The 14,193-nt window shown below is 60.3% G+C and carries 14 protein-coding genes; 10 read left to right on the plus strand and 4 right to left on the minus strand.

Annotated features, from left to right (window positions below; genetic code table 11):
- The first annotated feature begins 400 nt into the window (after positions 1 to 400).
- Complete coding sequence (locus tag LIS66_RS06595; protein ID WP_034153139.1) at positions 401 to 1,072, plus strand: response regulator; 672 nt, start codon at positions 401 to 403, stop codon at positions 1,070 to 1,072.
- Positions 1,065 to 2,450, plus strand: coding sequence for a sensor histidine kinase (locus tag LIS66_RS06600; RefSeq protein WP_042608143.1), 1,386 nt, complete (start codon positions 1,065 to 1,067; stop codon positions 2,448 to 2,450). The genes LIS66_RS06595 and LIS66_RS06600 overlap by 8 nt, the downstream gene beginning before the upstream one ends.
- 91 nt (positions 2,451 to 2,541) lie before the next feature.
- Here the strand turns inward: LIS66_RS06600 and LIS66_RS06605 are convergent, their stop codons facing one another.
- Positions 2,542 to 3,363: an HDOD domain-containing protein gene (locus LIS66_RS06605; RefSeq protein ID WP_042608142.1), complete on the minus strand. Its 822-nt coding sequence runs from the start codon at positions 3,361 to 3,363 to the stop codon at positions 2,542 to 2,544.
- A 34-nt stretch (positions 3,364 to 3,397) separates the two neighbouring features.
- A complete protein-coding gene (locus LIS66_RS06610; protein ID WP_227973849.1) occupies positions 3,398 to 4,339 on the minus strand; it encodes a YgfZ/GcvT domain-containing protein in 942 nt (313 codons plus the stop codon).
- A 150-nt stretch (positions 4,340 to 4,489) separates the two neighbouring features.
- On the opposite strand from LIS66_RS06610, the gene LIS66_RS06615 reads away from it, so the two are divergent.
- Together LIS66_RS06615 and LIS66_RS06620 are read left to right on the plus strand one after the other, a co-directional pair.
- Positions 4,490 to 4,744, plus strand: coding sequence for a succinate dehydrogenase assembly factor 2 (locus tag LIS66_RS06615; protein ID WP_227973850.1), 255 nt, complete (start codon positions 4,490 to 4,492; stop codon positions 4,742 to 4,744).
- Complete coding sequence (locus LIS66_RS06620; RefSeq protein ID WP_083353370.1) at positions 4,728 to 5,180, plus strand: protein YgfX; 453 nt, start codon at positions 4,728 to 4,730, stop codon at positions 5,178 to 5,180. The genes LIS66_RS06615 and LIS66_RS06620 overlap by 17 nt, the downstream gene beginning before the upstream one ends.
- Here the strand turns inward: LIS66_RS06620 and nadB are convergent.
- Positions 5,149 to 6,765, minus strand: coding sequence for an L-aspartate oxidase (gene nadB, locus LIS66_RS06625; protein WP_227973851.1), 1,617 nt, complete (start codon positions 6,763 to 6,765; stop codon positions 5,149 to 5,151). The genes LIS66_RS06620 and nadB overlap by 32 nt on opposite strands.
- A 557-nt stretch (positions 6,766 to 7,322) precedes the next feature.
- On the opposite strand from nadB, the gene rpoE reads away from it, so the two are divergent.
- From rpoE to LIS66_RS06645, 4 genes are all read left to right on the plus strand, one after another.
- Positions 7,323 to 7,904 carry an RNA polymerase sigma factor RpoE gene (rpoE, locus tag LIS66_RS06630; protein ID WP_003172477.1) on the plus strand — a complete coding sequence of 194 codons (582 nt, stop codon included), beginning with the start codon at positions 7,323 to 7,325 and terminating at the stop codon, positions 7,902 to 7,904.
- Between the two features lie 30 nt (positions 7,905 to 7,934).
- Positions 7,935 to 8,522 (plus strand): sigma-E factor negative regulatory protein, encoded by a 588-nt coding sequence (locus tag LIS66_RS06635; RefSeq protein WP_008077804.1) that lies wholly within the window; start codon positions 7,935 to 7,937, stop codon positions 8,520 to 8,522.
- 8 nt (positions 8,523 to 8,530) lie between these two features.
- On the plus strand, positions 8,531 to 9,496 hold the full coding sequence (locus LIS66_RS06640; protein ID WP_042608137.1) for a MucB/RseB C-terminal domain-containing protein: 966 nt from the start codon (positions 8,531 to 8,533) through the stop codon (positions 9,494 to 9,496).
- 208 nt (positions 9,497 to 9,704) lie between these two features.
- Positions 9,705 to 11,138, plus strand: coding sequence for a DegQ family serine endoprotease (locus tag LIS66_RS06645; RefSeq protein WP_042608136.1), 1,434 nt, complete (start codon positions 9,705 to 9,707; stop codon positions 11,136 to 11,138).
- A 78-nt stretch (positions 11,139 to 11,216) separates the two neighbouring features.
- Here LIS66_RS06645 and LIS66_RS06650 read toward each other — a convergent pair whose 3' ends face one another.
- Positions 11,217 to 12,650: a M48 family metalloprotease gene (locus LIS66_RS06650; RefSeq protein ID WP_227973852.1), complete on the minus strand. Its 1,434-nt coding sequence runs from the start codon at positions 12,648 to 12,650 to the stop codon at positions 11,217 to 11,219.
- A gap of 97 nt (positions 12,651 to 12,747) precedes the next feature.
- Between LIS66_RS06650 and LIS66_RS06655 the strand changes: the two genes are divergently transcribed.
- Both LIS66_RS06655 and LIS66_RS06660 read left to right on the plus strand, forming a co-directional pair.
- Complete coding sequence (locus LIS66_RS06655) at positions 12,748 to 12,987, plus strand: sulfurtransferase TusA family protein (protein ID WP_227973853.1); 240 nt, start codon at positions 12,748 to 12,750, stop codon at positions 12,985 to 12,987.
- A 32-nt stretch (positions 12,988 to 13,019) separates the two neighbouring features.
- Positions 13,020 to 14,090: an AI-2E family transporter gene (locus LIS66_RS06660; protein ID WP_041478862.1), complete on the plus strand. Its 1,071-nt coding sequence runs from the start codon at positions 13,020 to 13,022 to the stop codon at positions 14,088 to 14,090.
- Positions 14,091 to 14,193 lie beyond the last annotated feature (103 nt).

A 14,193-nucleotide genomic window follows, 5' to 3' on the forward strand; every position in this document is an offset into this window, starting at 1 on the left:
GGCAACGCTTTGCTCAGCAGCGGGCGCAGGTGTTCGTTGCGCGGACGCATTGACTGGAATATCGGAAGGAAAAACGGCGTAGCCCGTCACGGAAAAACCGGCGAGGGCGGGGTTGCAGCGAAGGGTGTCGGCCTGTGAGAAAGCCCGGGTGTGCATGTACGACATGCGGGGTACTCCGATTATTGTTCTTATTGGTCGAAAACGCTTCGTGGCGTTTTGCGTTGCGCTGTGTGGCAGCAGCGGCGACAGTCGAAACTGTCCGTGAACCGACTCTAACCGGCTAACCTTTCAGCAACCTTTCAGTTGTCTTTCACGGTTTTCAGGCTTCACAGCGGCGGTTGCGGCTGTAAACTCCGCGGCAAAGCGCGGCGTCGGCCGACTCTGAACGAGGTAACAATCCATGCGTGTCCTGCTCGTCGAAGACCATCTGCAACTGGCCGAAAGCGTGGCTCAGGCGCTCAAGAGCACCGGTCTGACCGTGGATGTGTTGCACGATGGCGTGGCTGCCGACCTGGCGCTCGGCAGTGAGGAATACGCCGTGGCGATTCTCGACGTCGGCCTGCCGCGCATGGACGGTTTCGAGGTACTGGCCCGTCTGCGTGCCCGCGGCAAGAACCTGCCCGTCCTGATGCTGACGGCGCGCAGTGACGTTAAGGACCGCGTACATGGTCTCAATCTCGGTGCTGACGATTATCTGGCCAAGCCGTTTGAACTGACGGAACTGGAAGCGCGGGTCAAAGCCTTGCTGCGCCGCAGTGTCCTGGGCGGCGAGCGTCAGCAGCGCTGTGGTGTGCTGGCGTATGACCTCGACACCCGACGCTTCACCCTCGGCGAAGAATTGCTGACCCTGACGTCACGCGAGCAAGCCGTTCTCGAAGCGTTGATCGCGCGGCCGGGGCGAGTGATGAGCAAGGAACAGCTCGCCGCCCAGGTATTCGGCCTCGACGAAGAAGCCAGCCCCGACGCGATCGAAATCTACGTGCACCGCTTGCGCAAGAAGCTCGACGGCCAGCCCGTGGCCATCGTGACTTTCCGCGGCCTCGGCTACCTGCTGGAAAGCCGCGATGCATAAGCCCAGCAGCCTGCGCTGGCGGTTGCTGTGGAACCTCGGATGGTTGCTGGTGGTGCTGATGCTCGCCAGTGGCTTGAGCGCTTACTGGAATGGTCGCGAAGCCGCCGACACCGCGTATGACCGCACACTGCTGGCCTCGGCGCGAACCATTGCGGCGGGGTTGTCGCAGCGCGATGGCAGCCTCAGCGCCGACGTGCCTTACGTGGCACTGGACACCTTCGCCTACGACAGCGCCGGGCGCATCTATTATCAGGTCAACGACATCCACCAGAAGCTGATTTCCGGCTACGAGAATCTGCCCGGGCCACCGCCCGGCACGCCGCGCACGGATAGCTATCCGGCGCTCGCCCGCTTCTATAACGCCAAGTACAACGGCCAGAACGTACGCGTGGTCAGCCTGCTCAAAGCCGTGAGTGAGCCGAACATGAACGGCATGGCGGAGATTCGCGTGGCCGAAACCGACGAAGCGCGCGTCAGCATGGCGCGCAGTCTGGCGGCGGATACGTTGCTGCGTCTGGGCATGCTGGCCGTGGGTGCGTTGTTGCTGGTGTGGTTCGCAGTGAGCGCGGCGTTGCGCCCGCTGGAGCGCTTGCGCACCGCCGTCGAAGAGCGCCAGCCCGACGACTTGCGGCCTCTGCCGCTGGTCGAAGTCCAGCATGAACTCGGGCCATTGGTTCGCGCGCTCAACCATTTCACCGAGCGCCTGCGCGGCCAGTTCGAGCGGCAAGCGCAGTTCATCGCCGATGCTGCCCACGAATTGCGTACGCCGCTGGCGGCGCTGAAAGCTCGGCTGGAATTGGGCCTGCGTTCAGACGAGCCGGAGACCTGGCGTACAACCCTCGAATCATCCGCACAAAGCACTGATCGCCTGACGCATCTGGCCAATCAGCTGCTGTCGCTGGCCCGCGTCGAAAACGGTGCGCGGGCGATCGCCGAGGGCGGCGCGCAACTGCTCGATCTGAGCCAATTGGCGCGCGAGCTGGGTATGGCCATGGCGCCTCTGGCGCACAAGCGCGGCGTAGCGCTGGCCTTGGAGGCGGACGAGCCGGTGTGGCTGCGTGGCGAACCGACCTTGCTCAACGAACTGTTGAGCAATCTGGTCGATAACGCACTGGCGCATACCCCGCAGGGTGGCAATGTGATCTTGCGGGTGACGGCACCGGCAGTGCTTGAGGTAGAAGACGACGGGCCAGGCATTCCGCAGGAAGAGCGCGATCGCGTGTTCGAGCGGTTTTACCGGCGTAATCAGCAGGTCGCCGGATCAGGCCTGGGCCTGGCGATTGTCGGCGAGATCTGCCGGGCGCATCTGGCGCAGATCACCTTGCATGACGGTGAGCAGGCGGGGTTGAAGGTGCGGGTGAGTTTTATCGCTGGGTGATCCTCTTTGCGAGCAGGCTCGCTCCCACATTGAAAATGCATTTTTCCTGTGGGAGCGAGCCTGCTCGCGAAAGCCGCGCCTCGGTCCCGGATCAGTAAAACATCGACCGCGACTCTTCCAGATCCGCGCAAAACTGTTTGTTCTCCGGATCAATCCCCAGCTTTCTGAACGCTGGAACACTCAGCGGATCAATCCGCGCGAAAGGATGGTCGGTACCCTTGCGGCAATACAGGTTCGCTACTTGCACCAAATCGACGTAATCGATTTTGGCCGAGTCGCGCTGAAAGTCCTCGTACAGCAATGGCAGTTGCACCAGCCGTTCGGGAAACTCCCAGACCCGCAGCAACTTCTCGCCCAGCAATGGATGAATCTGCTCGATCACATGAGTGAGGCTGACCGCATCCGAGAGCAACTCGTTGTGGTCTTCGGCGTAGGTCAAAATCGGCAACACACCAATCTGATGCACCAAGCCGCCGAGCGCCGCCTGATCCGGCTTGAGCTGAGTGTGACGACGACACAGCGCATAACTGACACCGGCGATCTCCAGGCTGCTGCGCCAGACTTCGCGCATCTTCTGTTCGACCACTTCGGAGCGGGCGTTGAAGATCTGCTCCATGACCAGACCGATCGCCAGGTTGCTGCTGTAGTTGATGCCCAGGCGGGTGATGGCGGTGTGCAGGTCAGTAACTTCCTGCGCGGCGCGTAGCAGCGGGCTGTTGACCACTTTGATCAGGCGCGCCGACAGCGCAGTGTCACGGCCGATGACTTTGCTCAGATCGCTGACGCTGATTTCCGGATCCTCGGCGGCCTTGCGGATTTGCAGGGCCACTTCCGGCAACGTTGGCAGAACCAAGTCATCGTTATCGATGGCCGCAACCAAATCCTGTTGGACCTTTTCCGCCAGTTCGCTCATTTGGACTCTCTAGGGTGTCGCAACAATGCTGCGATCAGCGCTGGATTTCGCGGTCGCGATCCAGTTCGTAAGGCAGGTCGAGCAGATGCAGCGCGGGGCCTTCGAGGGCGCCCAGATGCAAGTCACCGGCTTCGGCAGCTTCGGCCTGCAACACGGCCAGGAGTTCAATGTTTCCCTCGGCATTGGCCGCCAGCACTACTTCGCCGATCGAGCTGCTGTGGCTTGGGGCGAACAACTGAGTGCCGGGCTCCGGCAGCTCAGCCGTGTCAAGGCGCAAGCGATACAGGCGACGTTTGAGCTTGCCCAGGTACTGCATGCGCGCAACGATTTCCTGGCCGGTGTAGCAGCCTTTCTTGAAACTCACGCCGCCGACCGCCTGCAGATTGAGCATCTGCGGGATGAACAGCTCGCGGGTGCTTGGCATGACCTGACCGATACCGGCGCGGATCTGGCCGAGCAGCCATTGATTCAGATCGCCCTCGGACAGCGTCGTGGACAGTTGGCTCTGGATGTTCTGCGCCTGGGCGGCGGGCACCCAGAGTTCGGCGCGCTCGGGCGAGACGCGAATCGCAATCAGGCTTTCGTGGCGCACGACGCTATCGGTTTCGGCCGGCAGTGCCAGACCGAGGCTGGTCAAGGCTGCGTCGCCATGCTCCAGGCCGAAGCGCACCCAGGCGGCGCTTTCATCGGTCAGTTTCGATTTGGAGAACACCGCGTACTTTTTCAGGTCGGCCAGTTGTGGCTCGAGCAGCTCGCTGGCCATCGCCATCACCACACCGTCACCTTCCAGCAGGATACGGAAGCTCGACTGCATCCGGCCTTTCTGCGTGCAGCGGGCGCCGAGGCTGGCGCGGGTGTCACTCAGGTAATTGATATTGCAGGTCAACTGGCCTTGCAGGAATTTTCCGGCGTCCGCACCGCGAACCGCGAGTACGCCTTCATGAGACAGGGTGCAGAAAGAAGCAGAATCGGCCATGGGTCATCGCAGGGTAAATAGACTGGGGCACATCATAAGGGGGCAGGGTTGAAATGGGTAGTTGATAAAGGATCAAGGGTGCCCGACCAAAGCCGACTGCGCGGCCCGCGCCGGGGCTGTATACTGCCCGGCAAATTCGAGGAGGGCTCCATGGTCGAACAAGTTGAACTGAATCGCCTCTTTTGGCACAGCCGTCGCGGGATGCTTGAGCTTGACGTGTTGCTGGTGCCGTTCGTGCATGAGGTTTATCCGCACCTCAATCAAGTGGATCGTGATCTGTATGTGCGTCTGCTGACCTGTGAGGATCAGGACATGTTCGGCTGGTTCATGGAGCGCAGCGAGTCGGAAGACGCTGAGCTGCAACGCATGGTCCGGATGATTCTGGATCGTGTTCAGCCCAAGTAATACGTTCGAATGCCGCTGGCATGCCTCACGGCAGTTGCTGGCGGCGTATCTGTTGGCCCAGGCGTTCGCCGTGGGCTCGTTGTGTCTACTGTCGATTCCGCTGTGGGCCAGTCTGGCCGGTGTTTCCGGCTGTCTGTTGCATGGCTTTTGGGTGATGCCCCGGCAGATTCTGCTGAGTCATCCGAATGCATTTTGCGGATTGCGACGCGACGGCGATGGCTGGCAGGTCTGGAATCGCGCGTGCGGTTGGCAGGCCGCGCAGTTACGACCGGACAGCCTGGCGCTGCCGCTGATCGTGGTTCTGCGTTTTCGCTTGCGCGGGGAATGGCGGGTCAGATCGATCTGCGTGCCACGGGATTCGCAGGCGGCGGATCTGCACCGACGCCTGCGAGTGCGGCTCAAGTTCAGCCGGCGTAGGTGGGCGGCACCAGAATAGTGTCGAGCGCTTCCGGCAGCAGGTCCGGGTAGTCGAGGGTGTAATGCAGGCCGCGACTTTCCTTGCGTTCCATGGCCGAGCTGATCATCAACTCGGCCACCTGCGCCAGATTGCGCAGCTCGATCAGGTCACGGCTGACTTTATAGTTGCTGTAGAACTCGTCGATCTCGTCCAGTAGCAAGCGCACCCGATGCTGTGCCCGTTGCAGGCGCTTGTTGGTGCGCACGATGCCGACGTAGTCCCACATGAATCGACGCAATTCGTCCCAGTTGTGCGCGATGATCACGTCTTCGTCCGAGTCGGTGACCTGGCTGGCGTCCCAGACGGGCAGGGCGCTCGGCGCCGCAACATGATCCAGCTGCGCGAGAATGTCTGTCGCTGCCGAACGGGCATAGACGAAGCATTCCAGAAGCGAGTTGCTGGCCATGCGGTTGGCGCCGTGCAGACCGGTGAAGCTGGTTTCGCCGATGGCGTAGAGTCCGGGCACGTCGGTGCGACCGTGCTGATCAACCATCACACCGCCACAGGTGTAGTGCGCCGCGGGAACCACCGGGATCGGTTGACTGGTGATGTCGATGCCGAAGCCCAGGCAGCGCTCATAAACAGTCGGGAAGTGGCTTTTGACGAACGATTCGGGCTTGTGACTGATGTCGAGATAAACGCAGTCGATGCCCAGGCGCTTCATTTCATGGTCGATGGCCCGCGCGACGATGTCACGCGGCGCCAGCTCGGCGCGTTTGTCGAAGCGGTGCATGAAGCGCTCGCCGTTGGGCAGCTTCAAATGCGCACCTTCGCCACGCAGGGCTTCGGTGATCAGGAAGCTTTTGGCTTGCGGGTGATAGAGGCAGGTCGGGTGGAACTGGTTGAATTCCAGATTGGCCACCCGGCAGCCGGAGCGCCAGGCCATGGCGATGCCGTCACCGCAGGCGCCGTCCGGGTTGCTGGTATAAAGGTAGACTTTGGCGGCGCCGCCCGAGGCGAGGATCACGAAGCGTGCGCCGTAAGTATCGACTTCGCCGGTGGCGCGGTTCAGCACGTAGGCGCCGAGACACCGCTCGCCTTGCAGGCCCAGTCGGCGCTCGGTGATCAGATCGACGGCGACACGCTGTTCCAGCAATTCGATGTTCGCGCGCTCTTTGGCCCGGGCCAACAAGGTCTTGAAGATCGCAGCGCCGGTGGCGTCGGCCGCGTGGATGATCCGCCGATGGCTGTGGCCGCCTTCGCGGGTCAGGTGAAATTCGAAACCGCCATCCTCTGTGCCGGACTTTTCGTCACGGGTAAACGGCACGCCCTGGTCGATCAGCCATTGAATGGCTTCGCGGCTGTGCTCGACGGTGAAGCGCACGGCATCTTCGTGGCACAAACCGCCGCCGGCATTAAGGGTGTCGTCGACGTGGGATTCGACAGTGTCAGTGTCGTCCAGCACGGCGGCGACCCCACCTTGAGCCCAAAAGGTCGAGCCGTTGGCGAGATCGCCCTTGCTCAATACGGCAATGCGCAGATGACCGGGCAAGGTCAGCGCGAGACTCAAACCGGCAGCACCGCTGCCAATCACCAGAACATCGTGTTGGAACTGTTGGCTCATTTCAGGATTCCGCTCAAAGCGACCCGGATCGGGGTTGGCGCAAGACAGCTGGATCGGCGAGTCAAGACAGCCACACAGCCCACTAGTATATAGAGGGGTTGGACGGCACAATAGCCGGGCCCAGATGGCATTGTGAGACTACAGCGGGGTAAAAAGCGCTGTGCTTCGTCGGAAGATTTTTTCCCAGTGTGTGGGAAAAGACACCTGTATCGGCGCTGAAACAGACTTTTCCGCCCACGGTTGCGCAATGTCAGGTGGGTCCGGCTATAAATAATTGGAACTTTTGCCAAAGGCCCAAGATCAATAGACGGTGCCAGAAACCAGGGACAGTGTCGGCTTCAGTGCGGAATCTGCGTTTGGATTCCTGCCGGCGAAACCGATAACAAGATTATTCGCGCAGCCGGTTTATCCCGCGCTGCGTTTTTCGTGCGTGCCAAATCAGAGCCCGCAGGAAACTTGCTTGGAGGGGGAGAACTTTTGCGAAAAGCCCGAGTCTATGTTTGCAAGTCTGGTCGTTTAGTAATGCAAGTCTCCTCCGGGCTTATCGAGGAGTGTTCATGCTAACCCAGGAAGAGGATCAGCAGCTGGTCGAACGCGTTCAGCGTGGCGACAAGCGAGCTTTCGATCTGCTGGTGCTGAAATATCAGCACAAAATTCTCGGGTTGATCGTGCGTTTTGTGCACGACACCCATGAAGCCCAGGACGTTGCTCAGGAAGCCTTTATCAAGGCGTATCGGGCACTTGGAAATTTCCGCGGTGACAGTGCGTTTTATACGTGGCTGTACCGTATTGCCATTAACACGGCGAAGAACTACCTGGTTTCCCGCGGCCGTCGGCCGCCGGATAGCGATGTAAGTTCGGAGGATGCAGAGTTCTACGATGGCGATCACGGCCTCAAGGATCTCGAATCACCAGAACGTGCGTTGCTGCGGGATGAGATCGAAGGCACTGTCCATCGGACCATCCAGCAACTGCCAGAGGATTTGCGTACGGCTTTAACTTTACGTGAATTCGATGGTCTGAGTTACGAGGACATTGCGAGCGTCATGCAGTGTCCGGTGGGTACCGTGCGCTCCCGGATTTTCCGCGCTCGGGAGGCCATCGACAAAGCCCTGCAACCGTTGTTGCAGGAAAACTGAGACAGCGGCGACAGCCAAGAGAGGAACGCCATGAGTCGTGAAGCCCTGCAGGAATCGCTGTCCGCAGTGATGGATAACGAAGCGGACGAACTGGAATTGCGTCGAGTGCTCAGCGCACTGGATGATGTTGATACCCGTGAGACCTGGGCTCGTTACCAGATCGCTCGGGCAGCCATGCACAAGGATTTGCTGCTTCCGCGTCTGGATATCGCTGCGGCAGTGTCTGCTGCGCTGGAAGACGAAACGGCTCCGGCCAAAGTATCCCGCAGCCCATGGCGTAACCTGGGTCGCCTCGCTGTTGCCGCTTCGGTGACCGTGGCCGTACTGGCCGGTGTTCGCCTGTACAACCAGGACGAAATCGCTGGCGTCGAATTGGCGCAGCAGTCGAATCAACCAACTCTGGCCACTCCACAGGTCAAGGGTCCGGCAGTTCTGGCTGGTTACAGCGAAAGCTCGGAAGCGACTGGCCCGATGGCCAATGGCGTTCTGCAAGGTCAGCCAGGCTGGCATGATCAGCGTCTGCCAGGCTATCTGCGTCAGCACGCTCAGCAGGCTGCACTCAAGGGAACTGAAAGCGCGCTGCCATACGCACGTGCTGCAAGCCTGGAAAACCGTTAAGGAGGATCATGCGCGCCATCCCTCTACTTTCGCTTCTGCTCAGTGGCTGGTTCGTTGTTCCAGCCCACGCTGATGAGGCCCAGGACTGGTTGATCCGTCTGGGCCAGGCCGAGCAGCAGCAAAGCTTCAACGGTACTTTCGTTTACGAGCGCAACGGCAGTTTTTCCACGCACAACATCTGGCATCGTGTCCAGAATGGTCAGGTCCGCGAGCGGCTGTTGCAGCTCGACGGCTCGGCTCAGGAAGTCGTGCGCATTGATGGCCGTACTCAATGCGTCAGCGGCACCCTGATTGCGGGATTGGGTGATTCACCCAACGCTGCTGCCCGTGCGCTGGATCCCAAAAAGCTGAAGAACTGGTATGACCTAGCGGTTATCGGCAAGTCGCGCGTTGCCGGCCGTGACGCGGTGATCGTGTCGCTGACCCCTCGTGATCAGCACCGTTACGGTTTCGAACTGCATCTGGACAAGAAAACCGCGCTGCCGCTCAAGTCGTTGCTGTTGAACGATAAAGGTCAGTTGCTCGAACGTTTCCAGTTCACCAGTCTCGACACTGATGAAATCCCTTCTGACAAGGAATTGCTGGCAGACGCCGATTGCAAGCCGATCAATATCGGCAATGACAAGGCTTCCGCAGCGAAGACCGTGCAGAACTGGCGTTCGGACTGGCTGCCGCCAGGCTTCGAGCTGACCAGCAGCAGTTCGCACAAGGATGCGCAGACCAAGACCCAGGTCAGCAGCCTGATGTACGACGATGGCCTGGCGCGGTTCTCGGTGTTTCTTGAGCCGTTGAACGGTGCAACCGTCACCGACACCCGTACTCAGCTGGGTCCGACCGTCGCGGTATCGCGTCGCCTGACCACGCCGCAAGGTGAAATGATGGTCACGGTGGTGGGCGAAATCCCGATTGGTACTGCCGAACGAATCGCTCTATCGATGCGTAACAACGATGGCGCTGCGACCAGCAAGCAGTGAGCTGATTTCAGTCATTTCCACTTCGTCGTCGAGACGTCGAAATGTTTGCTGAGCATTTTCATTTGCAAAACCCCTGAAAATTTTTTATAGGTCAGAGCCTCACGGCTCTGGCCTTGTTTGTTGTTCCCGGAACAAAAATGCCGGTCTGTGGTTTCCGGTGTTCCTTTGCTCCATATCGCTTAACCCTGCTCGTCGTAACGGGAGCTGTATGTCGATACCTAGTTTGAAGTCTTACCTTTCCATCTTCGCCACTGTGCTATTGCTCGGTCAGGCGGTCCCTGCTGCGCAAGCGGCCGATCTGCCTGATTTCACCCAGTTGGTCGAACAAGCTTCGCCAGCGGTGGTGAACATCAGTACCACGCAGAAACTGCCGGACCGCCGCGTCAATCAGCAGATGCCGGATCTGGAAGGCCTGCCACCGATGTTGCGCGAATTCTTCGAGCGCGGCATGCCGCCTCAACAGCGCTCGCCACGTGGCGACGGGCGCCAGCGTGAAGCGCAATCGCTGGGCTCGGGTTTCATCATTTCGCCGGATGGCTACATTCTCACCAACAACCACGTGATCGCCGATGCCGACGAAATCCTCGTCCGTCTGGCTGACCGCAGTGAGATGAAGGCCAAGCTGATCGGCACTGATCCACGTTCCGACGTGGCATTGCTGAAAATCGAAGGCAAGGATCTGCCGGTGCTCAAACTCGGCAAATCCCAAGACCTGAAAGCCGGCCAGTGGGTCGTCGCGATCGGTTCGCCGTTCGGCTTTGACCACACCGTGACCCAAGGCATCGTCAGCGCCGTCGGCCGCAGCCTGCCGAACGAAAACTATGTGCCATTCATTCAGACCGACGTGCCGATCAACCCGGGCAACTCCGGCGGTCCGCTGTTCAACCTGAACGGTGAAGTGGTCGGCATCAACTCGCAGATCTACACCCGCTCCGGCGGCTTCATGGGTGTGTCGTTCGCGATCCCGATCGACGTGGCGATGGACGTTTCCAACCAGCTCAAGAGTGGTGGCAAAGTCAGCCGCGGCTGGCTGGGCGTGGTCATTCAGGAAGTGAACAAGGATCTGGCCGAGTCGTTCGGTCTGGACAAGCCGGCCGGCGCCCTTGTTGCGCAGATCCAGGATGACGGCCCTGCGGCCAAGGGCGGCCTGCAGGTTGGCGACGTGATCCTGAGCATGAACGGTCAGCCGATCGTCATGTCGGCTGATCTGCCGCATCTGGTCGGCGCGCTGAAGGCTGGCGCCAAGGCCAATCTGGAAGTGATTCGTGAAGGCAAGCGCAAGAACGTCGAGTTGACTGTCGGCGCGATCCCGGACGAAGACAAAGAGCTGAACGCGTTGCCGAAGTCCGGCGCTGAAAGCAGCAGTAACCGCCTCGGTGTTGCGGTCGGCGAATTGACCGCTGAGCAGAAGAAAACCTACGACCTTAAAGGTGGTGTGGTGATCAAGGAAGTGCAGGACGGTCCTGCGGCGCTGATCGGTCTGCAGCCGGGTGACGTGATCACCCACCTGAACAACCAGGCCATTGGCTCGGCGAAGGAGTTCACCGACATCGCCAAGGCGTTGCCGAAGAACCGGTCGGTGTCGATGCGCGTACTGCGTCAGGGTCGTGCCAGCTTCATCACCTTCAAACTGGCTGAATAAGCCCGCAACAGGGTAAAAAGAAACCGCCTCGAAAGAGGCGGTTTTTTTGTGTCTGCACTTTATGTCTTGCGGGAAGACTCAGCCCAACATGTCCTTGACCATGCGCTCCTGCTCCATCAGCTCGCGCTGGCGGGCATCGATGCGCGAGGACAGCGGGAAGTTGCTGCCGGCCTTGCGCTTGGCGAAGTCCAGTTGCTGAATGGCCTGCCGATAGTCGCCGACCAGCGCAAAGTATTCGGCCCGCGCCTGATGCAGGCCGATGATGTTGCCCGACAGGCCGCGGGTTTCGGCAACCTGATACCAGACGTCCGGATCATCCGGGCGTGACTTGAGCAGACTGTCGAGCGCCTTCTCGGCATCGGCGGCGCGATTCTGTTTCAGCAGCAGATCGACGCGCACCTGGTTCAGCGGATAGTTGCCCGGGTATTGCGTGAGCATGCGGTCGACTCGCGACTGCGCATCGGGCAGACGATTGTTGGTGATGTCCAGATCGACCTGCGCGAGGTTGTAGATGATCTCGTTCGGCGATTTGGTCAACAACTGCTTGAGGTTCTCCCGTGCTTCGTTGAGTTGGCCACCCTTGATCTGGGCGATGGCCAGGCCGTAACGGGCGACATCGTTTTTCGGATTCTCATCGAGCAGGGCGCGGAACCGCTTGGCACCCAGCCCCGGGGTTTCCTCGTAGATCAACTGCACCCGCGCGCGGATCAATTGGTAGCGCATGCTGTCTTCGATGCCGCCCGGTTTCGCCTGTTCGGCGCGGTTGCGGGTGTCGGCGATCCGCGATTCGGTAACCGGGTGAGTCAGGAGGAATTCCGGCGGCTTGGCGTCGAAGCGGTACTGGCGCATCAGGCGTTCGAACATGGTCGGCATCGAGCGCGGGTCGTAACCTGCCTTCTCCAGGTTGAGAATGCCGATGCGGTCGGCTTCCTGTTCATTCTGCCGCGAGAAGCGCCGTTGTTCCTGCAGCGCCGCAGCCTGAGTGCCGGCGATGGTAGCGATGCCGGCATCCCCACCACCGGCCGCCGCAATGACAATGCCGGCCAGCAGCGCGGCCATCATCGGCACCTGCATGCGTTGTGAGGCTTCCACTCCGCGAGCAAAGTGACGTTGCGACAAGTGCGCCAATTCGTGAGCGAGCACCGAGGCGTATTCGCCTTCGGTCTGGGCGTTGAGGAACAGGCCGCCATTGACCCCGACCACGCCGCCCGGAGCGGCGAAGGCGTTGAGTTGCGGGCTGTTGATCAGGATGAATTCCAGGCGTCGGTCGGAGACCTGGCTGGTCTCGACGAGCTTGTACACGCTGGATTCAACGTAATCCTTGAGCTGTGGATCGTTGAGCTGGGAAACCTGACTGCGCAGCATGGCCAGCCAGGCGCGGCCGAGCTGGTATTCCTGTTGCGGCGAGACGATGGCAGAACTGGCGTCGCCAAGTGACGGCAGATCGTCGGCAAAGCCTGGTGAGGCGAGCAGGCAAGCGAGCGTCAGCAGGGTAGGGCGCAGAAAAGTCATGCACAAAGCCTTGAAGGACAAAGACCTTACTGTAGCCGGACACCGAAGCCGCGACCAGATATTCTAGGCAGCTCGATAACCCGAACGGAGTGACGCAATGACTGACGCTGTAGACCATGACGTGGAACTGGACGCCAGTGGCCTGAACTGTCCGTTGCCGTTGCTCAAGGCAAAAATGGAACTCAATAAACTGCCAAGTGGTGCCGTGCTCAAGGTGATCGCCACGGACGCCGGTTCGCAGCGCGACTTCCGTACCTTTGCCAAACTGGCCGGTCATGCGCTGCTGCGTGAAGAGGGCGAGTCCGGGATCTACCGTTACTGGTTGAAGAAAGCCTGAAGCGACCGCGTTAACAATCGAAGGGATTATTGATGTTCAAAGTGTTACGCGACTGGATTCAGCGCTACTTCTCCGATGAAGAAGCCGTGGTACTGGCGGTGCTGCTGGTTCTCGCCTTCACCGCCGTGCTCACCCTCGGTGGCATGCTCGCCCCGGTGCTCGCCGGCATGGTGCTGGCGTATCTGATGCAAGGCCTGGTGGTCACGCTCGAGCGGCTGCGCGTGCCCGGCGGCGTGGCGGTGGGGCTGGTGTTCGCGCTGTTCATGGGCGCGCTGATGCTGTTTATCGTCGTGGTCCTGCCGCTGTTGTGGCACCAGTTGATCACGCTGTTCAACGAACTGCCAGGCATGCTCGCCAAGTGGCAGTCGTTGCTGCTTCTATTGCCGGAGCGCTATCCGCATCTGGTGTCCGACGAGCAAGTCTTGCAAGCGATCGAAGCGGCGCGGGGCGAGATCGGCAAGTTTGGCCAGTGGGCGCTGACGTTCTCGCTGTCGAGTTTGCCGCTGCTGGTGAACATCATGATCTACCTGGTGCTGGTGCCGATTCTGGTGTTTTTCTTCCTGAAGGATCGGGCGATGATCGGCGAGTGGGTGCGCGGCTATCTGCCCCGCGAGCGCGCGTTGATCACCCGCGTAGCGCAGGAAATGAACCGGCAGATCGCCAATTACATCCGTGGTAAAGGCATCGAGATCGTGATTTGCGGCGGCGTGACCTACATCGCTTTTATCGCGCTGGGTCTGAACTATGCGGCACTGCTGGCGTTGCTGGTCGGCTTGTCGGTGGTGGTGCCGTATGTCGGCGCCGTAGTGGTGACCGTGCCCGTGCTGCTGATTGCGCTGTTCCAGTGGGGCTGGAGCGATCAGTTCATTTATCTGATGGCGGTCTACGGAATCATTCAGACGCTGGACGGCAACGTGCTGGTGCCGCTGTTGTTCTCGGAAGCGGTCAACCTGCATCCGGTGGCGATCATCTGTGCGGTGTTGTTGTTTGGCGGGTTGTGGGGATTCTGGGGCGTGTTCTTTGCGATCCCGCTGGCGACGCTGTTCAAGGCTGTGCTGGATGCCTGGCCGCGCAAGGAGCCGGTGGTGGCGCCGTTGCTTTAGCGGTTGATCCGGATTTTGCAGAGAGGCTATTCGCGAGCAGGCTCGCTCCCACAGTTGATGGCATTCCAACTGTGGGAGCGAGCCTGCTCGCGAAGGCGTCTTC

It is taken from the genome of Pseudomonas sp. HN2, assembly GCF_020736465.1.
In the GTDB taxonomy this organism is placed as follows: domain Bacteria; phylum Pseudomonadota; class Gammaproteobacteria; order Pseudomonadales; family Pseudomonadaceae; genus Aquipseudomonas; species Aquipseudomonas moraviensis_A.